General features: G+C 66.0%; 29 protein-coding genes, 1 tRNA gene and 1 pseudogene. 18 read left to right on the top strand and 13 right to left on the bottom strand.

Annotated elements, in window-relative coordinates; all coding sequences use genetic code 11:
• Positions 1 to 3: 3 nt before the first annotated feature.
• The 6 genes from ACLNGM_RS14945 to ACLNGM_RS14920 all read right to left on the bottom strand — a co-directional run bounded on the left by ACLNGM_RS14945 (position 4) and on the right by ACLNGM_RS14920 (position 2,334).
• A complete protein-coding gene (locus tag ACLNGM_RS14945) occupies positions 4 to 573 on the bottom strand; it encodes a hypothetical protein (protein WP_416355534.1) in 570 nt (189 codons plus the stop codon).
• 2 nt (positions 574 to 575) lie between these two features.
• On the bottom strand, positions 576 to 1,055 hold the full coding sequence (locus tag ACLNGM_RS14940) for a GcrA family cell cycle regulator (protein WP_416355533.1): 480 nt from the start codon (positions 1,053 to 1,055) through the stop codon (positions 576 to 578).
• On the bottom strand, positions 1,055 to 1,234 hold the full coding sequence (locus ACLNGM_RS14935) for a hypothetical protein (protein ID WP_416355532.1): 180 nt from the start codon (positions 1,232 to 1,234) through the stop codon (positions 1,055 to 1,057). The genes ACLNGM_RS14940 and ACLNGM_RS14935 overlap by 1 nt, the downstream gene beginning before the upstream one ends.
• Positions 1,231 to 1,779 carry a hypothetical protein gene (locus tag ACLNGM_RS14930; RefSeq protein ID WP_416355531.1) on the bottom strand — a complete coding sequence of 183 codons (549 nt, stop codon included), beginning with the start codon at positions 1,777 to 1,779 and terminating at the stop codon, positions 1,231 to 1,233. The genes ACLNGM_RS14935 and ACLNGM_RS14930 overlap by 4 nt, the downstream gene beginning before the upstream one ends.
• 157 nt (positions 1,780 to 1,936) lie before the next feature.
• Entirely contained in the window at positions 1,937 to 2,086 is a 150-nt protein-coding gene (locus ACLNGM_RS14925; protein ID WP_416355530.1) for a hypothetical protein, read from the bottom strand.
• Positions 2,083 to 2,334 (bottom strand): helix-turn-helix domain-containing protein, encoded by a 252-nt coding sequence (locus ACLNGM_RS14920; protein WP_416355529.1) that lies wholly within the window; start codon positions 2,332 to 2,334, stop codon positions 2,083 to 2,085. Before ACLNGM_RS14920 ends, ACLNGM_RS14925 begins: the two co-directional genes overlap by 4 nt.
• 15 nt (positions 2,335 to 2,349) lie before the next feature.
• Between ACLNGM_RS14920 and ACLNGM_RS14915 the strand changes: the two genes are divergently transcribed.
• The 15 genes and pseudogenes from ACLNGM_RS14915 (at position 2,350) to ACLNGM_RS14845 (ending at position 12,087) form a co-directional block, all read left to right on the top strand.
• Positions 2,350 to 3,057 carry a LexA family protein gene (locus tag ACLNGM_RS14915; RefSeq protein WP_416355528.1) on the top strand — a complete coding sequence of 236 codons (708 nt, stop codon included), beginning with the start codon at positions 2,350 to 2,352 and terminating at the stop codon, positions 3,055 to 3,057.
• Between the two features lie 663 nt (positions 3,058 to 3,720).
• On the top strand, positions 3,721 to 3,918 hold the full coding sequence (locus ACLNGM_RS14910) for a hypothetical protein (RefSeq protein ID WP_416355527.1): 198 nt from the start codon (positions 3,721 to 3,723) through the stop codon (positions 3,916 to 3,918).
• A gap of 106 nt (positions 3,919 to 4,024) precedes the next feature.
• Positions 4,025 to 4,465 carry a hypothetical protein gene (locus ACLNGM_RS14905; RefSeq protein ID WP_416355526.1) on the top strand — a complete coding sequence of 147 codons (441 nt, stop codon included), beginning with the start codon at positions 4,025 to 4,027 and terminating at the stop codon, positions 4,463 to 4,465.
• Complete coding sequence (locus ACLNGM_RS14900) at positions 4,465 to 5,106, top strand: hypothetical protein (RefSeq protein WP_416355525.1); 642 nt, start codon at positions 4,465 to 4,467, stop codon at positions 5,104 to 5,106. Before ACLNGM_RS14905 ends, ACLNGM_RS14900 begins: the two co-directional genes overlap by 1 nt.
• Positions 5,103 to 5,396, top strand: coding sequence for a hypothetical protein (locus ACLNGM_RS14895; protein WP_416355524.1), 294 nt, complete (start codon positions 5,103 to 5,105; stop codon positions 5,394 to 5,396). Before ACLNGM_RS14900 ends, ACLNGM_RS14895 begins: the two co-directional genes overlap by 4 nt.
• A gap of 117 nt (positions 5,397 to 5,513) precedes the next feature.
• Positions 5,514 to 5,804 (top strand): hypothetical protein, encoded by a 291-nt coding sequence (locus ACLNGM_RS14890; RefSeq protein ID WP_416355523.1) that lies wholly within the window; start codon positions 5,514 to 5,516, stop codon positions 5,802 to 5,804.
• Positions 5,801 to 6,721: a PD-(D/E)XK nuclease-like domain-containing protein gene (locus ACLNGM_RS14885; RefSeq protein WP_416355522.1), complete on the top strand. Its 921-nt coding sequence runs from the start codon at positions 5,801 to 5,803 to the stop codon at positions 6,719 to 6,721. Before ACLNGM_RS14890 ends, ACLNGM_RS14885 begins: the two co-directional genes overlap by 4 nt.
• A complete protein-coding gene (locus ACLNGM_RS14880) occupies positions 6,718 to 7,824 on the top strand; it encodes a recombinase RecT (protein WP_416355521.1) in 1,107 nt (368 codons plus the stop codon). The genes ACLNGM_RS14885 and ACLNGM_RS14880 overlap by 4 nt, the downstream gene beginning before the upstream one ends.
• Positions 7,824 to 8,210 (top strand): HNH endonuclease, encoded by a 387-nt coding sequence (locus ACLNGM_RS14875; protein ID WP_416355520.1) that lies wholly within the window; start codon positions 7,824 to 7,826, stop codon positions 8,208 to 8,210. The genes ACLNGM_RS14880 and ACLNGM_RS14875 overlap by 1 nt, the downstream gene beginning before the upstream one ends.
• Positions 8,207 to 9,154 (top strand): hypothetical protein, encoded by a 948-nt coding sequence (locus ACLNGM_RS14870; RefSeq protein ID WP_416355519.1) that lies wholly within the window; start codon positions 8,207 to 8,209, stop codon positions 9,152 to 9,154. Before ACLNGM_RS14875 ends, ACLNGM_RS14870 begins: the two co-directional genes overlap by 4 nt.
• The gene (locus ACLNGM_RS14865) at positions 9,151 to 9,666 is read left to right on the top strand and encodes an XF1762 family protein (RefSeq protein WP_416355518.1); all 516 of its coding nucleotides are present in this window, start codon (positions 9,151 to 9,153) and stop codon (positions 9,664 to 9,666) included. The genes ACLNGM_RS14870 and ACLNGM_RS14865 overlap by 4 nt, the downstream gene beginning before the upstream one ends.
• Positions 9,659 to 10,324, top strand: coding sequence for a hypothetical protein (locus tag ACLNGM_RS14860; RefSeq protein ID WP_416355517.1), 666 nt, complete (start codon positions 9,659 to 9,661; stop codon positions 10,322 to 10,324). Before ACLNGM_RS14865 ends, ACLNGM_RS14860 begins: the two co-directional genes overlap by 8 nt.
• The gene (locus ACLNGM_RS14855; protein WP_416355516.1) at positions 10,321 to 10,740 is read left to right on the top strand and encodes a hypothetical protein; all 420 of its coding nucleotides are present in this window, start codon (positions 10,321 to 10,323) and stop codon (positions 10,738 to 10,740) included. The genes ACLNGM_RS14860 and ACLNGM_RS14855 overlap by 4 nt, the downstream gene beginning before the upstream one ends.
• Positions 10,733 to 10,885, top strand: a pseudogene (locus ACLNGM_RS14850) (hypothetical protein); the annotation flags it as partial. The gene ACLNGM_RS14855 and the pseudogene ACLNGM_RS14850, both read left to right, overlap by 8 nt.
• 68 nt (positions 10,886 to 10,953) lie before the next feature.
• Complete coding sequence (locus ACLNGM_RS14845) at positions 10,954 to 12,087, top strand: tyrosine-type recombinase/integrase (RefSeq protein ID WP_416355515.1); 1,134 nt, start codon at positions 10,954 to 10,956, stop codon at positions 12,085 to 12,087.
• Positions 12,088 to 12,245: 158 nt separating this feature from the next.
• On the opposite strand, the gene ACLNGM_RS14840 is transcribed toward ACLNGM_RS14845, so the two are convergent.
• Together ACLNGM_RS14840 and ACLNGM_RS14835 are read right to left on the bottom strand one after the other, a co-directional pair.
• Positions 12,246 to 12,704 (bottom strand): DUF192 domain-containing protein, encoded by a 459-nt coding sequence (locus ACLNGM_RS14840; protein ID WP_416355514.1) that lies wholly within the window; start codon positions 12,702 to 12,704, stop codon positions 12,246 to 12,248.
• The gene (locus ACLNGM_RS14835; protein ID WP_090960178.1) at positions 12,704 to 13,279 is read right to left on the bottom strand and encodes a cold-shock protein; all 576 of its coding nucleotides are present in this window, start codon (positions 13,277 to 13,279) and stop codon (positions 12,704 to 12,706) included. Before ACLNGM_RS14835 ends, ACLNGM_RS14840 begins: the two co-directional genes overlap by 1 nt.
• A 327-nt stretch (positions 13,280 to 13,606) precedes the next feature.
• On the opposite strand from ACLNGM_RS14835, the gene gloA reads away from it, so the two are divergent.
• From gloA to ACLNGM_RS14820, 3 genes are all read left to right on the top strand, one after another.
• Positions 13,607 to 14,047: a lactoylglutathione lyase gene (gene gloA, locus ACLNGM_RS14830; protein ID WP_090959482.1), complete on the top strand. Its 441-nt coding sequence runs from the start codon at positions 13,607 to 13,609 to the stop codon at positions 14,045 to 14,047.
• Between the two features lie 198 nt (positions 14,048 to 14,245).
• Complete coding sequence (locus tag ACLNGM_RS14825) at positions 14,246 to 15,328, top strand: YcbK family protein (protein ID WP_416355513.1); 1,083 nt, start codon at positions 14,246 to 14,248, stop codon at positions 15,326 to 15,328.
• 117 nt (positions 15,329 to 15,445) lie between these two features.
• Positions 15,446 to 15,520: transfer RNA gene (locus tag ACLNGM_RS14820), tRNA-Glu, on the top strand.
• A gap of 72 nt (positions 15,521 to 15,592) precedes the next feature.
• Here the strand turns inward: ACLNGM_RS14820 and recJ are convergent.
• The 5 genes from recJ to ACLNGM_RS14795 all read right to left on the bottom strand — a co-directional run bounded on the left by recJ (position 15,593) and on the right by ACLNGM_RS14795 (position 21,575).
• On the bottom strand, positions 15,593 to 17,380 hold the full coding sequence (gene recJ / locus ACLNGM_RS14815) for a single-stranded-DNA-specific exonuclease RecJ (protein WP_416355512.1): 1,788 nt from the start codon (positions 17,378 to 17,380) through the stop codon (positions 15,593 to 15,595).
• A gap of 26 nt (positions 17,381 to 17,406) precedes the next feature.
• Positions 17,407 to 18,396, bottom strand: coding sequence for a class II fructose-bisphosphatase (gene glpX / locus ACLNGM_RS14810; protein ID WP_416355511.1), 990 nt, complete (start codon positions 18,394 to 18,396; stop codon positions 17,407 to 17,409).
• Between the two features lie 70 nt (positions 18,397 to 18,466).
• Positions 18,467 to 19,771: a homoserine dehydrogenase gene (locus ACLNGM_RS14805; protein ID WP_416355510.1), complete on the bottom strand. Its 1,305-nt coding sequence runs from the start codon at positions 19,769 to 19,771 to the stop codon at positions 18,467 to 18,469.
• 50 nt (positions 19,772 to 19,821) lie between these two features.
• A complete protein-coding gene (locus ACLNGM_RS14800; RefSeq protein ID WP_416355509.1) occupies positions 19,822 to 21,036 on the bottom strand; it encodes an LL-diaminopimelate aminotransferase in 1,215 nt (404 codons plus the stop codon).
• 125 nt (positions 21,037 to 21,161) lie between these two features.
• A complete protein-coding gene (locus ACLNGM_RS14795; protein WP_090959499.1) occupies positions 21,162 to 21,575 on the bottom strand; it encodes a hypothetical protein in 414 nt (137 codons plus the stop codon).
• Between the last annotated feature and the right edge of the window lie 101 nt (positions 21,576 to 21,676).

Genomic DNA, 21,676 nt, shown 5'->3' with positions numbered 1-21,676 from the left:
ACATCAGGCGTCGTCCTCGTCCAGATCGCCGCCGTCATCGTGGCCCGGCCCTTCGATCAGCTCGGCCGCCGCTTCCTCCTTCGCTTTAATGCCGGTGAACAGCGCGCCCTGCCCGTCGTGCCAACCCTTGGCGTATTCCTGCCCCTCGGCCGATCCCTCGTTGTACGGGTTCGCCAGCGTGTCACCGCGCAGACCCGCCTCGCGCCCGTCGCGGAAGGCGCGCTCGACGAGCGGCATGCGGTCGGTCAGCAGGTCGAGCTGCGTGTTGATCGGGATACCGGCGAAGCCCATGGCCTGCCGCTCGGCTTCCTGCCGTGCCTGGATGCGTGCCTTGCCTTCCGGCGACTGCGATTCTTCGTAGGCCTTGATCATCAGCAGGCCGTTGGCGCCGAGGTCCGCCTTGATCGTCTTGCCGACGTCCTTCACCCGCTTGTTGGCGGCCTTCTGCTCCTCCAGCGCGGCGAGGTAGCTGCGTCGGTTGACGAAGAAGAGCACCTCCGTTTCGCTGGCGGGGCGCTGGTTGTGGCCGACGCCGGCCGGTTCATTCGCTGCGGCTGCATTCGCACGGGCCATGATCAGGCTCCCTTGCTAGCGGTGGTGGATGGGGGAAGAAGGCCGAGGACGGCGAGAGCCTCGCGCGCCGGCAGGCCCTTGTTGTTCAACAGGAAGCGGTAGTCGGCGGCGATCTCGGGCGGGATCGCGGCGCCGCGCAGTCGGTCCTGCGCCAAGCTGATCTTGCGGCAGCGGGCTGGCTTGCGGTTCGTCTCGAGGATGATCGGCAGAACGCGGTCACGAAACGCCGGGTCGGCCCATCTCTCACGCGCCTTGGCAGCGAGCCGGCGTCGGAGGGCGGCAGGACGCGGCTTGCCCTTGTTCCGCTCGGCAGTCAGCATTGCCGAGCGGCCGCGACTAGAGAACCCGGCCTTGTACGAGCGGACCCGCACGGCGTTGACGGTGCATCCAAGGTTCGCGGCGATCTCCGCATAGGAGAGGCCAAGGTTCATGTCGCGGCGTAGGCTGGCGAGCGCCTCGTCAGTCCAGCGGAAGCGGGTCATCAGTGCCCCGCCCCCGGCACCTCGGCTTGCTCGATCGAACCGCCTTCAATGCTCTCCTGCGCCTCGCGATCGGTGCGGGCTTCGCTTGCCGCCTTCAGCACGCGGACCGCGGGCATGATGATGTGCTCGAACGGGGCGACCGACTGAAAATCGTTGGCGGGGTTGAGGAGCGCGCTCATTGACCGCCCCCAGCCGCTCGAGCGTGCGCCGCGTCGATGATGCGCTGGAAGAACTGGATCGCGCGCTTGCCGACACCTTCGATGCACTCGGCTTCGCGCGGCGTGATCATGTCATCCGCATTCGCCTCGAGCATCACCTGAAGCGCGCGGCCGCTCTCCCCAGCCAGCGCCGAAATCATGGAGCAGATCGGCATGTCCGGGTCTTCGGGCGTGACGGCGCGGATCTCGAACCCGTCGATCCCGCACATCGCCTCCTTCATCACCGGGTAGCCGGCGATGCGGTCGACGACGTTGAACAGGCGGGATGGCAGAACGTCGGGATAGGTGTCCGACTGCCACTTCGAAACCTGGCCGGCCTGCCGATCCATCCCGAGTAGCCGGGCCATCTCGCTCGTGCCGCCGGCCATATCGCAGGCGCGCTTGAACGCTCGTTTGAAGACCTTCTCGTCGTGCGACAGGGGCTTTGCCAGCATCGGTGTTCTCGAAAGGTTCGGGGTTCGAATTTCGATGACGGAGCCGTGAGCGAGCGCCATCTTCCGGTTCATGAGCACCGCCACCCGCACCGACGAACCGATGACGATGGACGAAGCCTGCGATGCGGTACTGCGGAGGCTTGGACGGTTGGCGGGGAAGGCCGAGGGAGGAATCGCCTTCCCCGCCGGCGCTCGCGGGGCAGTGGGGGAACCCGCAAGCGGAGTGGTGTCAGCTGGGAGGCGCGAGCGGCGCGACGGCGATCAGGGTCAGGCCCAGCACGGCAACCGCCGCATCCATCGGCTTGCGATGGGTGAGGAAGCGACCGAGGGAAACGCCGAGCGCCAGAGCTCCAGTGAACGTGAGCGCGGCGAAGATCATGCTGCTGCCTCGGCAACCGCCTCACGGGACTTCAGGAAGTCAAGCCGCGTGCGGTGCATCCCATCAGCGGTGACGGCGCCGCCAGTGATCTCGGCGATCTTGGCGACCACATCAGCATCGGGCCGGCTGCGGCCCGTCTCCCAGCGCCAGATCGTGCCGGCACCGGACCGGGCGTCCAAGCCGAGCTCGTCAGCGACCCGCTGCGTGCTCCAACCCTGCGCCTCCCGCCATTCCTTCAACGTCGTCATGCAGGGGCTCCTTCGATGAGCCCTTATATCGCACAATCTGCGATACCGTCAACATCTGTATCGAATTTCCTGCGATACGCATCTTTTGCGATGACTGCTAGCGGTTGTGCGATGAGCAATCGCCTGAAACAGTTACGCGAAACACGGGGATGGACGCAGGCTGACCTCGCCGACCGGATCGGCGTTCAGTGGCAGACCATCAGCCGTATGGAGAACTCCAAGACGCGCATCATGCCCAAGCATGAGCGGAACCTGGCGACCGCGTTGGAAGTGCCCGTCTCGGCTCTCTACGCCGAGCCCGAGACCGATCAGGTTGAGGATGATGAGCGCGAGACGGTGGAGGTGCCTTTGCTCGCGAGGATTAGCGCCAGCACGTTCCGACAGCAGGACGGGGTGCGCCCGGCCGATATCGAACGCCATATCAAGGTCTCGCACCTCCCAAAGGGCGACTGGTTCGCGTTGACGGTGGAAGGCGATTCCATGAACCGGATCGCGCCGGACGGTTCGATCATCATCGTGAATCGAGCAGATGACGTTCTGATCGACGGCAGGAACTATGTCTTCTCGCTCGACAACGGCGAGGCGACCTTCAAGAAGTATCGCCGCGATCCAGAACCGATGGTGATGCCCTACTCGTGGAATCCGGACCACGTTGCGACAGCCGTTGGCGACAAGGATCTCTACGTGTTCGGCCGCGTCTTCAGGGTCATCATCGACCTCTAGGCATAGCTCGGTCATAGACGGGTACTGCACCACCCCGACTGGCGCCGCGATCCTGTGCGGCATGTGCATCCGTCGAACCGATATCCCCCACGAGCTAGCCTTTGTTCTCGCGGTGCCCCTCCGCGCTGCACCTGGCGCCGTGTGAGCTTGTAAAGCTCGGCATCTGCCAGGAGACCGGACCAGCCGGCCGTGGTGCTTCAGTGCTCGTGGTTGTCCGGCGCGCTGCCTTGCGCGTGCTCCCGGCGGGCCCGTCATGCCCCGTCAGTTCGGTCCGGTCAGCCTGGGGCCGGCACCGCTAGACCATCATCGGCGGCGTGATCCGCGATCGAGGGGCATGGTCGGGAGACCTCGATCAAGAATCGGCTGTGGAAAAGCCAGCGGCGGGAACCTCCGAGCAGACCCGCCGGCCCCTTCAAGGCCGATTCGCCGCACCCCGCGGTTGTGAATAACGGGGAATTTTGGTAGGCAATCTGCATCCAAGCGACTGCCGGTGCGGCGGCTCGGACCTCATCACGCGGGTCCGGGCCGTTTTCTTTTGCGATACTCTGACAGGTGAGCGCAAGCGGATATCGCATTTTTTTCGATACTTCCTCTTGCAAGCATCGCAAATTCTGCGATATTCGGACCCATCCCTAGCGCACTGCTGACCCGATGGAGGCCGACTTGCCCCGCATCCCCCAATCCGACCACCCCATCCCGATCGGCCGCACGCTGGCCGCGTCCATGCTAGGCGCCACCATTGTCGGCCTCGGCTTCTACGGCGCGCTGTGGATGGCGGAAGGCAACCTCGCCAAGCGCGCTGTGGAGCGACAGGAGGCGTTCCGCTCGGTCCGCACTGCTTCGATGGAGCAGGGGCGATGATCGCCACCCTCCTCTCCCAGACCACCCGCGCCGATCGCCTGTGCTTCGCCACCTGGGCTCTTGGCCTCGTTCTTGGCCTCGCCGCGCTCGGAAAGGCGGTGCTGTGATGCGCGACACCGTTGGCTTCTTCGTCACCGAGGCGTTGGCCTTGGTCGATCTGTCCGAAGACGATGCCCAGGCCATGCTTGGCTACGATCTCGTCCGCGACATGCAGGCTCGGGTGTTCCTGAAGCACACCGTTCTGCCATCGGCGCCGGACGTCGAGACAGCATTCCTCCGCCAGTGGATCGTCCGCGAGACGCTCGCCGCCGTCGGCAAGGAGGATCGCTACGATGACGTCTACCGCGACGCGCTGATCGCCTACCGCAACCTGCGGAACGGCTACGTCGTGCTGCATTCGCCCGTCGAGCCGCGGTCGCACGCCAAGCTGTCGGCCGAGGACCGTGCAGACATCGCTTACGATCTCCAGCGCGAGGCTGGCGGACGCTGGGACGATCTCGAGGACAAGGCGCTGTGGGCGAAGCCTGCGGCGGCGGTGGCGGCGTGATGGCTGACCGTCCGATCCTCTTCTCCGCCCCGATGGTGCAGGCCCTTCTGGCCGGCCACAAGACGCAGACGCGCCGGGCGCTAGCGCACGAGACGTGCCGTCCGGGACCCGCGCTCAACGAGTACGGCGACTGGATCTACATCGAAGGGGACGGCGGCGGCCGAGTGGCCGTTCGGTTCGCCGTCAGTGACCGTTTGTGGGTTCGCGAGGCGTTCAGCGGCCCGCATTGGTGCCATGGCCTACCGCCTCGCGATTGGCCGTTCGACTGCCCTCTCTGGTATTGGGCGGATGATAATCCTGACGAGGGCGACTGGACGCCGCCGAAGCCCGGCATCCACATGCCGCGCTGGGCCTCACGCCTGACGCTGACCGTCTCCGACGTCCGCGTGGAGCGACTTCAGGATATCTCGGAAGCAGACGCACGCGCCGAGGGCATCGTGGACGGTGGCTGCCTCTCCTGCGGCCAGCCCGAGCCGTGCGGGTGCGCCGACGCTTCGCCGGATGCGGTTGAAGCTTACGCCCACCTCTGGGACAGCATCAACGGCAAGGGAGCTTGGGTCGAGAACCCATGGGTCGTCGCGGTGACGTTCAGCGTCGTGCAGCGGAACATCGACCTCGCACCTCGGCAGGTGGCAGCATGAACCGCGCACCTCGCATCCTGGAAGCGCAGTCGCAGTTCGTCGGATCCTATGACCCGGACGCCGACGCGCGCCTCGCCCGGCCCCGCCAGTCCGCGAAGAGCTGGCCGCCGGCCCAGTCCGCCGATGCGATCGAAGCCGCCTGTTTCGCAGGCTTCGTCCACTTCATCCGAGAGCGCGATCCCGACCGCGCCAAGGCCCGCTGGGACAAGCTGCCCGATCGTGCCCGCCAGATCCGCCGAGCCGAAACCGCCGCCGTCATCGCCGCCTACAAGGCCGCCGGCGGTCGCTGACCCTCTCACCCATCAGGAGGCTGCCATGCCCGCCACAGGCTCCCGCCGCGCGCATCTCGCGCCCTGGTTCGCCGTCATCGCCGCCTATGTCGCCACCATCGCGCAGGGAGGCCGCCCGTGATCGAGAGCACCCGCTTCGTCGCCTATCACGCACCGTGCGCCCCGGCCGGTCGCCAGTGGCAGGCGCAGATTTTCAACACGCCGGCCCCAACCGCCAGCAAGCCGAACCCCGGCGAGGTGCCGTTCAACATGTCGTTCTGGGGATCGTCTCGCGACGACTGCCTGGCGAAGGCGGAGGCGTGGTGGGCCGCAGAGACCGGCAAGGCCGCTGCCCGCGAGGCCAACATCGTCACCCGCACCGAACGGGCGAAGGCGACGCGCGCCGCCAAGCTGGAGGCGTCGGCATGAGCACCGAGCGCACATGGGACGGCAAGACCATCACCGAGGCTGGCGTCTACGCGTCCGTCCCGATCGAGACCTACCACGGCGACACGTCACTGCTGAACGGCTTCGCCATCTCGTCATCCGGCGTCCGGCAGGTGATCGACCGCCCGTCGGCCTATTGGGTCCACAGCCCCTTCAACCCGGCGCGGATCGAGAAGGAGAGCACCGAGGCGCTGAACTTCGGCAAGGCGGCGCACCATCTGCTGCTTGGCGAGGAAGGCTTCTCGGAGCACTTCGCGATGCGGCCGGACGAGATCGGCGGAAAGCCGTGGCAGGGCAACCGGACGGAGTGCAAGGCGTGGATCGCCGAGCGCGAGGCAGAGGGCCGCACCGTTGTCCTGCCGGCGCAGATCGACACGCTGCGGCGGATGCGGGACAGCCTTGCCGCGCACCCGATCGTCCAGGCCGGCGCACTCAACGGCCGCATCGAACGCTCGCTTTTCGCACGGGTGTCCGGCGTCTGGCTGAAGGCTCGGCCCGACGTCATCCCGCGCGACGACGGCTCGTTCGTCGACCTGAAGACCGCGGCCGCCGTCGACGACGACAGCATCGCCCGGTCCATCCACGATCGCGGCTACCATGTCCAAGGCGCAGTCATCCGCATGGTGTGCCGCGCGCTCGAGCTTCCGTTCGAGAGTTTCGTGCTCGCCTTCGTGGAGAAGACCGCGCCCTACGAGGTTCGCTTCTTTGAGGTTCGGACGCAGGATCTGGACCTTGGCGAGCGCCAGGCGCGCAACGCCCTTCGCATGGTCGGCGAATGCCTGAAGCGCGGCCAGTGGCCCGGCTACGACGGCTTCGCCCCTTCCGTTCTGAACATCGACATCCCGCAATGGGCCCGCACGCGCGCTGAGACGACGCTGGCGGCGAAGGAGGCCGCATGAGCCATATCGCAGTCCGCGAGGAGCGCACATCCATCCAGTCCGTTGCATTCGGCCAAGGCGCCGGCGGCGGCATGCTGGCTCCGCAGAACCTTGGCGACATTGTACGCTTCGCCGAGGTGATGGCGCGCGCCGACATCGCGATCCCGAAGCATCTCCGCGACAATCCGGGCGCCTGCCTCGCCGTGTGCATGCAGGCCTTCAAATGGGAGATGGACCCGTTCTCGGTCGCCCAGAAGTCCTACAAGGTCGGTGACCAGATGGCCTATGAGGCGCAGCTGATCGCGGCCGTCATCAACACGCGCGCCGGGCTGAAGCGTCGGCCGCAGATCGAATACCGCGGCGACGGCCAGGACCGGCAGTGCGTCGTGACATTCGAGGCATCCGACGGATCGGTCCATGTCTACGAGAGCCCGCGCTTCGCCGCGATCACGACGAAGAACTCACCGCTGTGGAAGTCAGACCCGGACCAGCAGCTCGGCTACTATTCCGTCCGTGCCGGCGCCCGTCGTCACTTCCCCGAAGTGATCCTGGGCGTCTACGATCGCGACGAGCTCGACGGCGCACGCGACATCACGCCGACGCAATCTGGCCGATCGGCATTTGCCGATCGTATCGCCGCACAGCCCGCACAGACGTCGCAGAGCGCGACGGAGGGTTTCCGGGCGGATCACATCGACGGGGAGCTTGGCGCGCGTCCTGAGCCTCAGGTGGAGGCCCAGGCTCCCGCAGACGAGATCGACCCCGACGCGCCAGCATTCGAGCACGAGGCGGCGCTGGAGCAGGAGGCCGACGACCGCGAGGCGGATCGCACTGTGTCCTCCGCCAGCCACGATCCGGTCCTGCTTAACCTGCTGACCGAGTGCGCGGCGAAGATGCTGGAGATTGCAGCCGGCACCCAGCCGGCGAAGGACCGCGGCGAAGCCCTGACCTCGGCGAAGGATGCCTGGAAGCGCGAGCTGCCGTCGAACCTCGACGACCTGAAGAAGATCGTCGACCGGGCCTACTCGGTCATCACCGGCAAGCTGAACATGCCAGCGGCCGTGAAGCTGATCGCCACCGAGGTCGGCGTGGATGAGGCGGACATCCGCCCGGCAGTGCGCTGATGGCCCGCACCGTCAAGGAATGGCGCGGCCGCACCGACGACAGCATGCCGGGCACCAACGTGAAGCTGCGCATCGCTGCCCGGCACGGAGACGCCTGCCCGTCCTGCACGCGCAGCCTCGCGGACGTGAAGTCTACCGCCTGCGACCACATCACGCCGCTGGCTGACGGCGGCGAGAACGTCGAGAGCAATCTGCAGATCCTGTGCGGCGACTGCCACGGCAAGAAGACCTCCGCCGAAGCCAGCGAGCGCGCCGCTGTTCGCAGCCTGAAGGCCAAGCACCTGAAACTCGGCGGCAAACCCACCCACCCCAACTTCCGCAAGCCCGACGGCACCCACTACGACTGGGGCCGTGGCGGTCGTCTTGCGAGGGACGCTTCCCGATGACGACTTCCCCCACGAACGCGGCCGGCGATCTCGTCACGGACGCCCCGGTAGCATGGGTCCGCGAAGGCGACATGAAGAAGCTGGCCAAAAGCCAGAAGCCCCTTCAGCTTTGGGTGTTCAATCGCGATCCGTCCGACATTTCGGGCACGCCGTATGTCGCCCTGTCGCCAGAGGGAAAGGCCGGCTCGGCAGTGGCGGACGCTAGCGAGACCGCACGAGCAGATCGCCACTTCGAGCAGTCGCAGCGCAACGCGAAGATGGTCGCAGAGTTGGAAGCCCGTATCGAGAAGATGCAGGCAGGCTCGGCTGCGGCGGTCCAGCGCGAGCGCGATCGAGCCGAACACGCCATCAAGCAGCAGCTGATCAACGAGCGCCGCTATCAGGCCGCAGAAGCGCGGCTGACTAGGCTGAATTCTCGGGCGGCCTCCATTGCGGAGAGCGCGTTTGACGACCGGCCCCGCGCCCGCAGCGACAGCGCCGACTGGAACGACGGTTATCTAGACGGAACAAGGGCCGCTGCGGCAGCAATTCGCGCCGCCCTCTCCTCACCCGCACAAGAGGGAGAGGCCGCCCCCGTTCGCACCGATGCGGATGGGGAACTGCACCGGCTGCTAAACGCCGTGTCGAACATGCTGTTCGGCGATACGGAGCGCGATTTGCCCGAACTGGAGGAAGCCGCCAAACCGTTCATCGACATGGACACCGGCGAGCCGTTCGTTCGCAAGCACGAGGGTGAGACCGGCCCGGCTGTGGCGGAGCCCGTCGCTTACCGCTGCACTGGCAATCCACACGCCCATGACATTTCCGACATTCTCGTATGGGAACGCGGAACGGCGGAAAGCTATGAGCAGCGAGGTTGGTCCGTGACGCCGCTCTACGCCGCCCTCACCGTCTCCCCGTCCCCATCCGAGCGCGACCAGCACCAGGGGGAGACGGGACGATGAGCCTCAGCCTTCGCCCAACAACCCTTCGGGCCGCGAACGACTTCGTGGCGCAGCATCATCGCCATTCGGGCCGCACGGCTCGGAATGGCGGCAAGTTCGCGGTGGCGGCCGTCGCGGGTGGTGAAGTCGTCGGCATCGCGATCGTCGGCAACCCTGTGAGCGTCACGCTGATGGACGGCGTGACCGCCGAGGTGCTGCGCGTGTGCACCGCGCCCGACGCGCCCAAGAACACCTGCTCGTTCCTCTACGGCCGGTGCTGGCGGATCTGGCAGCAGATGGGCGGCATGCGGATGGTGACGTACACGCTCGCCAGCGAGAGCGGCGCAAGCATGCGCGGCGCGGGATGGAAGATCGCCGGCACCGTTCGGCCTCACCGTCGATGGGCGAATAAGGGCCGCGAGCAGCGGGATATCTACGTTCAGCCGAAGATGCGATGGGAAGCTCTCGCCGCCCTATCCACCCCCGAAGCGGTTCCGGTGGCGGACAAGCGGGAGGGAGAGGCCAATGGCTGACCTCACCGATTGCGCTGTCTTCCTCTGCGACCGGACGGGCGTTGCGGCCCAGCCGTGGGGCGAAGCCGGCATCGAATGCTTTTGCGTCGATGTCCAGCACTCCATCCGCCGAGACCGTACCGAGGGCCTAGTCCACTACGTTTGGGGCGATGCCCGCGCGTGGATCCTGCCGGCCGGGTATCGCCCGGTGTTCGTCGCCGCTTGGCCTCCGTGCACCCACGTCTCGGTGAGCGGCACGCGCGACCACGGCAAGAAGCGCGGCCACATGCTGCGCGATGCGCTGGAGGTCTTCGAGGCGTGTCGACAGGCCATTGCCTGGTCAGGCGCACCGGGCTTTCTCGAGAACCCGGTGGGCATCCTGTCGAGTATCCCGCACATCGGCAAGCCGGGACACTACTTCGATCCAGCCGACTACACCGGCTGGTGCGAGGACGACCACTACACGAAGAAGACGTGCATCTGGCCGCTGAACGGGTTCGTCATGCCCGCACCTCGCGTTGCGCCGCAGTTCATTGACGTGAAGCCGGACAATCGCATCCACTTCGCCAGCCCTTCCAGTGACCGCGGCGACGTTCGGAGCGCCACGCCGCTTGGCTTCTCGCGGGCCGTCTTTCACGCCAACGCGCCGGAGCAGTACCGGCAAAGGAGGGCAGCATGACCCGCCTCCCTCACCACGGAGCCCCGCTCGTGAGCGCGGACGATACGCTGGTGGACGATCTCGCTCAGGAAATCCGTCGCGTCGATGGCTCGAACAGCCTCGGAGCCGGTGCGCTGGCGGAAGCTCTCATGCCGTTCCTCGCCTCCCGCCTTCCCCGCCAAGAGGCCGAGACCAGAAAGGCGGCGCTGGAGGAGGCAGACCTCCTGAAATGGTTCGGCGAGCGCTCGGCTCACGAGCTATCCTACGGACCTGTCGATGAACGCGACGAAATGGGCGAGCACGGCTGGCGCGTCATTGAGAAGCGCGGGAACATCAATGATTGGGAGTGGCATATCCTGGCGACAGGAAATTCGCCCGCCCACGCGCTGAAGCGAGCCCGAGCCCTCTCCCAGAAGGGGGACGAAGCCGATGGGTAGCCCGCTTCTGCCTCCGAGCGTCGCTGCCCTGATCGCGGCAGCCTTTGCGGATGGCCCGTTCCTGTCGGAGCCGGCAGCCGCGTCCGTCCTGCAGATTTCTTCGACCACCTTGCGCCGGGAAGCCGAGCGGGGAAGCATCGCGTTCCGCATCCGCGGGAAGCGGCGTTGCTACGCCCGCGAGGACATCGAAGCCTACCTGACCCGGAGCCCTGAATGTCAGTCTACCGCCCCAAGGACAAAGCCGGCAACGAAAAGTCGCCCTTCTTCCACTTCGATTTCACGATCAAGGTCAACGGGGAAAGCCGACGGTTCCATGGCACAACTGGCGAAAAGGCGCTTGGACGAGCTAAGGCGTTTGAAGAAGCAGAGAAGCGCCGGGTCCGCAGCGCCGCACCTAACGATCATCTCACCCTAGACGACTGCATCGGGCGGTACATGGACGAGGTGCTGGCGCAGAAGCCTAGCGGGATCGACACCGCTATCGGCTTCCAGCATTGCGCCCGGCTCATCGGCGGCGAGCGGCGGCTGATCAACGTCACGGCAGACGACATAGCGCTGGCGTGTCAAAAGCGCGCGGGCGAAGTGGTCGGAAAGGACGAGAAGACTGCCCGACCCATCTCGGGTGCGACAGTCAACCGCAACGTCATCGAGCCGATGCGGGCGCTCATGTTTCATGCCTCACGCGCCTGGGGCATGACGTGCAGGCCCCATACGATCGACTGGAAGGCGCTTCGGCGACGAGAGAAGCCTGCCCGCGATCGCGAGTTATCCGAGGCCGAGGCGCGCGCATTCTGGGAGGCGCTGCGGGAGGACTTCATCCCGTTCACCACCTTCCAGTTCGAACGTGGCTTCCGACTGCAAGCCGCGCTCGGGCTGAAGAAGCTGGACGTGGACGTGCCGAACCGCCGAGTGCGGATCTGGATCAAGGGACATGGGGAGAAGTGGCAGCGCGTGAGCCGGGCTGACATTGCCCTTCTTGAGCGCGAGATGGGCAAGTCGCCCCTGCCCTGTGTCTGGACCTATGAGGTGCAGCGAGGGCCGAAGAAGGGCATGCGCTTGCCGCTCACCGTGGCGGGCTACCGGCGCTCCTTCGAGACTGCGCTACGCCAGGCAGGCATCGCCGACTTCCGGCGCCACGACATGCGCCACGACTTCGCGACGAAGCTCCTGCGGGCGACCCGCGACCTGGCGCTGGTGAAGAAGGCGCTCGGGCACTCGGACATCTCGTCCACCATGCGCTACGCCCACGTGCTGGACGACGACGTTGGAGACGCGCTTGATGCAATTCCCCGGACTGGCCCCGGAGAAGTTTTCCGAAGCCCCCGAAAATCGCACCCAACCCGTTGAGAAATATGCTAGTTTAGGAGGAACGCCAAAATGGTCCCAAACCAGATGCGCTACCAGACTGCGCTACGCTCCGATGATCCGGAACAATCCGAAACACAGGGCTTCTAGACGAACCGCTCCGGGCACGCAATGCGGCGTTTCCGGCCCGAACCGCCAATCTAGCGTCCCTTGATCAAGGAATGCTCGAGTTTATCGCCCGCCTTCGCGCCATACGTCGCTGCTGCGCCGCCGTTGATTTCGAGAACGAAGCGTACGGTCTTCCCAGACGGGATCGTTTCCAGCGAATGCGGCTTCGCGTTGCGCGCGATTCGCACGATCGTCCCGTCCTTGTCGACGAACAGCATGTCGAGCGGGATGAGCGTGTTCTTCATCCACATGCTGACGGGACGGCTTTCGCGAAAATCGAACAGCATGCCGGTGCCCTCCGCAAGGGACTCGCGATTCATCAGGCCGATCTCGCGCTCCGATGGCGTGTCGGCGACCTCGACCTCGATCGCGTGTGCTCCCGTTTCGGTTATCAAGGTTGCCGTATCGGCAAACGCGGCGGATGCGAGCATCAGGACCATCGCAGCGGCCGCTCCGCCAACCTGTGCTGCCCTTGCGAAGAACGTCGACATCAGTGGGCTCCCGGCCGGACGGGCCCGGTCAAGGGGTGGATTTCGGCCGCCATGAGGCCCTTGTCGCCGTTGCCGTATCGCACGAGCACCTCCTGCCCCGGCCGGAGTTCCGCCATGCCGTAGCGACGCAGCGTCTCCATATGGACAAAAATATCTTCGGTGTCCTCCCCGCGCGAAATGAAGCCGTAGCCCTTGCTGCGGTTGAACCACTTGACAGAGGCCCGTTCCAGATCGCTCGTGGGTACCACCTGCACATGGGTACGGGCTGCCGCCGTCTGGGCCGGTGCGACGGCAGTGGAGGTATCCATGCTGAGCACACGGAAAGCCTGAAGGCCGCGCTCGCCACGCTGGATCTCGCACACGACCGTCGCGCCCTCGAGGGCGGTGGAGAAGCCGTCGCGGCGCAGACAGGTGACATGCAGAAGCACATCGTCGCCGCCTCCGTCCGGAACCACGAAGCCGAACCCTTTGGCGACATCGAACCACTTGATCCTGCCGGTGACGGTTTCGAGATCGAGCGGCCGCGTCGAACCGTCAGCTTCATGATCCATCGCGCTGGGTGCACGCACTGTCATCGAACGTTCCGCCTCGTTCGTCACTTACGCCCGCCGCGAAGACGGCCTGACGCCGACCGTTCCAACATTCGTGCAGGACGCGTCAGCATTCGCGATCCATCACCATTCGTCAAACGATCACCTGAGTTTTCAGAATAGTTTGAATAGTGAGTTTGGGAATCCTCAAGCGCCCCGTTTTTCCCGTTCCGCGCAAAAAACATCGCCCGGACCCCGTGCCGCAAGCTTCGCAAAAAGTCGCAGACGTAGTGGCTGTTCCAATGGGTCGCACATTGGCGGATCGCTTCGTGCCCCTAAGTCGCAACGGAACGACGTTCTGAGCAGGATCCCATGCGATATCTCCATACGATGGTCCGCATCGCCGACCTCGACAAATCCCTGGATTTCTACTGCAACAAGATGGGGATGGTCGAAGTTCGCCGGACCGAAAGCCAGGCCGGACGCTTCACGCTCATCTTCCTCGCTGCGCGCGACGACGAGAGCGCGGGTCGCTCGAACGCTGCTCCCCTTCTCGAGTTGACCCACAACTGGGATCCTGAGGACTACACCGGCGGCCGCAATTTCGGGCATCTGGCCTACGAAGTCGATGACATCTACGAGACCTGTCAGCGGCTGATGGATCAGGGCGTGACCATCAATCGCCCGCCGCGGGACGGTCGCATGGCCTTCGTAAAGTCTCCCGACAACATCTCCTTCGAACTGCTGCAGCGTGGCGAAGCGAAACCTGCGGCGGAGCCCTGGTCCAGCATGCCGAACACCGGAACCTGGTAGCATTCACTGTGAACTGAGGCCGGGCTAGCCTCGGAAACGACACAGTGCTAACGAAATAGTCATACTTCGCGGTGGGCCCCGGTATCGGGCCCGCGCTTTGGGGAAGCGAACGCGATCGAAGCGGCAGTCTTCCGAAGACCCGATCCGGGGCTTCGGTCATGGCTTGGGTGAACGGCCTTACGAGCCGACACCGAGAGGGTGGACGACCGGTTGACCGAACGATTTTTCTCCGCACGCGGCCTGCTGCCGCGCAAGGCACTCCTTGCCGCAACCATCTTGTCGCTGTCGCCTCTCCTGGGCGGATGCGTGTCGGCGGTGGACGAAAGCAGCGCCTTCGGCTTCTCGCAAGCGCCCGAGCCGAAGTCCGTCGAGGATGCCATCGCCCAAGCGGCAAAGGAGGGAGAGCCCGGAGGGAAGGGCGAGGAGCCCGCCAAGGTCGCCGAGGCGAATGACAGCACGCCGGCGGCATCGCCGGCCCCCCTCGATCCGACTCTGACGGCGCGCGTCGCCGAGGCGGGCGCGTCCGAAAAGACCGAAGCCGTCGTCGCTGCGGTTGCGGGAAACAGTGATACAGCCGGAGGCATCCAGCCTGGGCGCCTTCTGACTCGAACGACAGGCCCTGCCATCGCGGCCTTTGCCGCGCCGAAGAAATCGGCCGAGGCCGACCGGTCCCTCTACGCTTCGCTCTACAACCAGTCGCAGGCGAAGACACCGTTGCGAAACGCCGAGGCTGGCAAACCCGGCCGTGTGATCGTCCATCAGCGCAACGACGCCGAAACCGATATCGGCGCCAACTCGCTGCCGGGTGTAGATCCGAAGTCTCTGTTCGAGATCGGACAGCGCGCATCGGTCGATTCGGAGCTGATGGACGACATCGGCAGCAGCTATCAGCTGGCCTCGCTCTCCGGCATCGCGCGACTCGCACCCAGCGGCCTCCTCATCCAGCGCGAGGATGTGGTCACCAACTGCTTTGATTCGAACCTGATGTCGCTGATCAGCCAGATCGAGCGCCGGTTCAAGCAGAAGGTCGTGATCACCTCCGGCTTCCGTTCGCCGCAGCACAATCGCCGCGTCAATGGCGCGAAGGCTTCGATGCACATGGCGTGCAAGGCGGCGGATCTGCATGTGCCGGGCGTCAACGGACAGGACGTCGCCCAGTTCGTCCGCGCCCTTCCGGGTCGAGGCGGTGTCGGAACCTACTGCCATACGGCGGCTATCCACATCGATGTCGGCAAGATGCGCGACTGGAACTGGCCCTGCCGCCGTCGTCAATCGACCTGAACCCGGCGCGCGTAGCGCACCCTCTGGCGGCGCAGCGTGCGCCGCGGCGAAAGCGTCGCCAAGGGTCACATTTCGGGTTGCACCACCAAGCGACTCGCCGTATAGACCCACTCGTCCGCGCCCGTCGTCTATCGGTTAGGACGCCACCCTTTCACGGTGGAGAGAGGGGTTCGATTCCCCTCGGGCGTACCACTCCCTTCCGTACTCGCTATGCAGTCGTAACGGCGGTCATTCGCTGCCTACGGGTCGTTGCTGCGGGCATCATCAGATCGCGGGAAGCGCCAGATCGATGATGCGGAAGGTGACCTTCTCGCCGCCCTGGTAGCGGTCGATGGAGACATTCCCGGCGACGTGGACATCCTCGCCTCGACGACCCATCAGCGCGTCGCCGAGCGGCGTTCCTGCCGCGCGAAATGCGATAGCCGACGTCGTCGCGCCGTCCGCACCCCGGAGCGTGGCGCGGATGTGGCCCCCGGAGCCGACGGCAGCGGACGACACCAGTCGATGACGTGGCATCGCAAGGATCGGCGCCGCGTGACCCGAGCCGAAGGGCCCTGCCCGCTCGATCGTGCGGACCATGTCCAGCGTCAAGCCGCGAGCGGCCAAGGCGCCGTCGACAGCCAGCGTATCCTCGGCGCGCAAGGCGTCGACGGTCGTGCGGGCGTAGGTTTCCGCGCGCAGGCGAAAGTCCGCGAGCCTCGACCGCGCGATCGTTAAACCGGCAGCCATCGCGTGCCCGCCGCCGCGGACCAGTGTGCCGTCTTCGACCGCATCGCGCACGAAGCGTCCGATATCGAACCCTGCGATGGAGCGTCCCGAGCCGGTTCCGCGACCGTTGGCGTCGAAGGAGATGGCAAAGGCCGGGCGTCCGAACCTTTCCTTGAGCCGCGCGGCGATCAGTCCGACGATGCCGGGGTGCCACGTCGGTCGACCAACGACGAGGATCGGAGGTCCGTCGCCTGTCCCGATCTCGGCATGGATTTCCTGTTCGGCCTCGGCGAGCATCTCACGCTCCATCGCCTGCCGTTCGGCATTCAGGAGTTCGAGTTCCGCCGCGATGTCTCGCGCTTCGACCTCGTCGCGCAAGGTCAGCAAGCGGCTTCCCAACGCGGCGTCGCCGATCCGACCGCCGGCGTTGATGCGGGGCCCGAGCAGGAACCCGAGATGAAATGCCTCGACCGGCCCCTGTAGGCGGGCAACCTCGGCGAGAGCGCGAAGACCCGGGTTGCGCCGAGCACGCAGAACTTCCAGACCGCGAACGACCAGAGCCCGATTGAAGCCGATAAGCGGCACCACATCGCAGACGGTCGCGAGGGCCACGAGGTCGAGATCACCGAGAAGGTCAGGCAATTGCGTGGTCGATTTGCCGCGTCGACGAAGTTCTCGTGACACTGCCACAAGCGTCAGGAAGACCACGCCGGCGGCGCAAAGATGCCCCTGTCCCGACAAGTCGTCCTGACGGTTCGGATTGACGACAGCCACCGCCGGCGGAAGATCCACACCCACCTGATGGTGGTCGAGGACCACGACGTCGGTCCCGTCGCTGGCCGCGGCCGACAGGGCGTCGAGGCTCGTCGATCCGCAGTCGACGGTGATGATCAAGGTGGCGCCCGCATTGGCCAGATCCCGCAAGGCCTTGGCGTTCGGGCCGTAGCCTTCCGTGACGCGGTCGGGAATGCGGATGTCGCAGCGCAGGCCGAAATGCGCGAAGTAGCGCTGCACCAACGCGGCGGATGCGGCGCCGTCCACGTCGTAGTCGCCGAAGACCGCAACGTTCTCCCTCCGCTCGACCGCATCGGCAATGCGCGTGGCCGCCGTATCCATCGCCGTGAGCGTCGAGGGATCGGGCATCAGGTCGCGGATCGTGGGCGCCAGGAATTCCGCAGCCGCTTCGGGTGCGACGCCTCGCGCTGCCAGGATACGAGCCACGAGATCCGGCATTCCCGAGAGCTGTGCCATGCGTGCGGACGCCGCTTCCGCGCGGGGATCGAGTGCATGGATCCAGCGGCGAGCGCCGACGGAACGTTCGACGCCGAGGAAGGTCCGTTTCAAGTCAGGCATTCAGTGTCGACGACGCGTCAGCTATCGGAAGCGGTCGACGTGAGATGGCGGGTACGCATGTCACGCAACGTGCCGTTGCGCGAATCCATGACGAGCGAATGCGTCACCGTCCGACTAGCGTAGAATCGCACACCATCGAGAAGGTTACCGTCGGTGACACCCGAGGCCGCGAAGATCACCTCGCCGCGCACCATGTCCGACAGCTTGTAGATGCGCTCGGGGTCGGTCAGGCCGAGCTTGTCCGCACGATTGCGTTTCTCGCCCGTGTTCAGTTGCAAGCGGCCTTGGATCTGGCCTCCCGTACACCGGATCGCCGCCGCCGCCAGGACGCCCTCCGGCGCGCCGCCGATGCCCATGTAGATGTCGATGCCGGTGCTCTCCGGGTTTGTCGTGTGGATCACTCCTGCCACGTCGCCGTCGCCGATCAGACGGATCGCGGCGCCGGTGGCGCGGATCTCCTCGATCAGTTTGGCATGGCGCGGACGATCGAGGATGCAGGCGGTGATGCGATCCACGGGAACGCCCTTTGCCCGGGCAAGCGCCTCGATATTCTGGCGCGGGGTCCGGTCGAGACCAACGATCCCTTCGGCGTAACCCGGTCCGATCGCGATCTTTTCCATGTAGACGTCCGGCACCACCAGCAGCGAGCCGCGCGCCGCGACCGCGATCACCGTCAGCGCGTTCGGCAGGCTCTTGGCGCAGATCGTCGTACCCTCCAGCGGATCGAGCGCGAGATCCACTTCCGGTCCTCCCAGCCCGAGGCGTTCGCCCACGTAGAGCATGGGCGCGTCGTCGCGCTCGCCCTCGCCGACCACCACCGTACCATCGATGGCCATCGCCTGCAGTTCGCGGCGCATCGCATCCACGGCCGCCTGGTCCGCCGCTCGCTCGTCACCTCGACCGCGAAGCATCGCTGCCGCGACGGCCGCCCGCTCGGTGACGCGGGCGATCTCGACCGACAGGACCCGGTCTAGCGGATCGGAGAGCTTCGAAACGTCGCTGGCCATCGTGCTCTGTCGCCATCCTCTACCGACGGTCGCCGCGCATACGCAGCACCGAAGGCCATCCTTGCTCGGGTTAGTCGAGCGCCTCGATCCGGATCATCCGAGGCGCTTCCTTGAGGTGCCCGTCCTTTGACACCGCGTCCAGCGCCTTCTTCACAGCCGCCTCGGTGGTCTCGTGGGTGATGAGGATCACCGGCGCCGTATCGCTCGCGTCCTGGCCGTCCCGTTTGCGCTGGACGATCGACTCCAGCGAGATATCGTTCTCGGCCATCCGCCGCGCGATCGAAGCGAAGGCTCCGACGCGATCGAGCACGCTGAGACGGATGTAATAGCCGCCCTCGTGGGCGCGCATGCGGGCGCGCTTGTAGGGCGCGAGTTGTTTGGCATCGACCGCGAAGGTCGGCAAGCGAACGCCCTGCGCCATATCGAGGACGTCGGACAGGACAGCAGACGCCGTCGCGTTGCCGCCGGCGCCCGGGCCGACGAGCAGGATCGAACCGAGAAGGTCGGTATCGACGGCAACTGCGTTGGTCACGCCGTCGACCTGCGCCAGCGCCGAATGCGCCGGGATCATCGTCGGATGGACACGCTGCTCGATCCCGCTGTCGGTGCGCTGCGCGACCGCCAAGAGCTTGATGCGATAGCCTAGCTCCGCCGCGGCCTCGATATCGGCATTCGTCACCGACGAGATGCCCTCGATGAAGATCGAGTCGAGGTCGATCTCGCAGCCGAAGGCCAGCGAGGTCAAAAGCGCGAGCTTGTGCGCGGCATCGAAGCCGCCGATGTCGAAGGTGGGATCGGCTTCCGCATAGCCGAGCCGCTGCGCGTCGGCGAGGCAGTCGTCGAAGGCGATGCCCTCCTTCTCCATGCGCGTCAGCATGTAGTTGCAGGTGCCGTTGAGGATGCCGTAGACGCGATGGACGGCGTTGCCGCGCAGCGCCTCGCGCATCGTCTTGATGATTGGGATTCCCCCAGCCGCCGCCGCCTCGAAGAAGATCGTCGCGTTCTTCTTCTGGGCGAGCTTGGCGAGTTCGACACCGTGGTGCGCGAGCAGCGCCTTGTTGGCCGTGACGACCGGGATACCCCGGTTCAGCGCCGCCTTGACGCTGGTGAGCGCCGCCCCTTCCGATCCGCCGACGAGTTCGACGAAGAGATCGATCTCGGCCTTCGAAGCGAGCGCCACCGGATCGTCGAACCAGGCCATCGCGGACAGGTCGATCCCACGGTCGCGAGAGCGGTCGCGGGCCGACACGGCGACGATCTCGATCGGCCGCCCCGCCCGCAGCGCATAGGTCTGCGCCCGGGTCGACAGAAGGCGGGCGAGCGAAGCGCCCACCGTTCCCAATCCGGCCAAGCCGATCCGCAGCGGGCTATCCATGGCTGTCCTTGAATCTTGATCGTCGGAATGGGACGCCTGGCCGACCAGCCTCAAGCGTCCGCAGATGCCGCCTTTTGAACGGGATCGTTGCCCGACGCAAGGAAGCGGCGAATGTTGCGCGCCGCCTGACGGATGCGATGCTCGTTCTCGACGAGAGCGATGCGCACGTAGTCGTCGCCGTATTCGCCGAAGCCGATACCCGGCGCGACCGCGACATCGGCCTTCTCGATCAGGAGCTTCGAGAACTCCAGCGAGCCCATGTAGCGGAAGCGCTCCGGTATCGGCGCCCAGGCGAACATGGTCGAGGACGGAGGCGGCACCTCGAAATGCGCGCGCCCGAACGATTCGACGAGCACGTCGCGGCGATGGCGATAGACGGAACGCACCTCTTCGATCGCGGCGTCGCCCGCGTTGAGTGCCGCGGTCGCCGCCACCTGAATCGGCGTGAAGGCGCCGTAGTCGAGATAAGACTTCACGCGCGCCAAAGCCGAGATCAGCCGCTCGTTGCCGACCGCGAAGCCGACACGCCATCCCGGCATGGAGAACGTCTTCGACATCGAGGTGAACTCGACCGTCACGTCCATCGCGCCCGGAACCTGCAGCACGGAGGGCGGTGGCGCACCGTCGAAGAAGATTTCGGAATAGGCGAGATCCGACAGGATGACGATCTCGTTTTCCTTCGCGAACTTCACGACCTCGGCGTAGAAGTCGAGGTCCGCCTCGTAGGCCGTCGGGTTCGACGGGTAGTTGAGGATGATCGCGATCGGCTTGGGGATCGAGTGCCGCACGGCGCGATCGATCGCCCGCAGAAAGTCCTCGTCGGGCTTGGCTGGGATCGAGCGGATCGTGCCGCCCGTCATCAGGAAGCCGAAGGCGTGGATCGGATAGGTCGGGTTCGGGCAGAGAACGACGTCGCCCGGCGCCGTGATCGCCTGCGCCATGTTGGCGAAGCCTTCCTTCGAGCCCAGCGTCGCGACGACCTGAGTGTCCGGGTTCAGCTTCACCCCGAAACGCCGCTCGTAATAGGCGGCCTGCGCGCGGCGAAGGCCCGCGATGCCCTTCGAGGCGGAATAGCGGTGCGTGCGCGGGTCGCGGATCGCCTCGCACAGCTTGTCGACGACGAACTTCGGCGTCGGCAGGTCGGGATTGCCCATGCCGAGGTCGATGATGTCGACGCCTCGGGCGCGCGCGGCCGCCTTCTTCTTGTTGACCTCCTCGAAGACGTAGGGCGGGAGGCGGCGGATCTTGTGGTATTCTTCGCTCATGGATGCGGGCCTTCGGCTGGACGCATGAAATGGGCTGGCGGCATGAACCGGCAGCCGAACGGGCTCATTCGCTGAGCGTCCGCTGGTGCCGGGCGCATCGACCGCGTCTGGCGGTCGGCGGCGCTCTACTGCGCCCGGCTGCTGGCTGCCGCGTCCGCCGGCGCCGCGCTCGTCGCCAGCACCCTGTCCGCTTCCGCCCGTTGGCTGGCGGCGATCGCTTCGAGTTCCGACACGTCGCGACGGTAGGAGGCCTCGGAATTGCCCGGCGCTCGCGCGCCCGCGTTGGCGTAGCGCTGCTCGGTCCGCTGCACCGCTTCGTCCGTCGCCTGCGGCTTTGCCGCGCGCGGCATGCGGCCGATGATCGGATAGCCGTTCTCGTCGAGCTTCTGGCCGGACGACGACACGCCGGGCGCCGCCGCAAGCGGCGGAAGGGTCACCGGGGCCTCATCGCGCGGTAGGAACGACTGGCAGGCGGACAGGCTCAGCACGAGCAGGAGGCTCGTCACCGTCGATCGCACCGCTCGCACACCCAAGATCATGAACGCCTTCCCCCGAACGCGACCTTCTTAACCGAAGGATTCCGGCTTGGGAATGGCGCGTTGCCGCGCATCCCGATGTTGCGGCGCGGCGACGAAAGTCC

Source organism: Aureimonas phyllosphaerae (genome assembly GCF_047943035.1).
Lineage (GTDB): Bacteria > Pseudomonadota > Alphaproteobacteria > Rhizobiales > Rhizobiaceae > Aureimonas > Aureimonas phyllosphaerae.
Note: the sequence above shows the minus strand (reverse complement) of the source record. Positions and strands in the feature narration are given on the sequence as shown.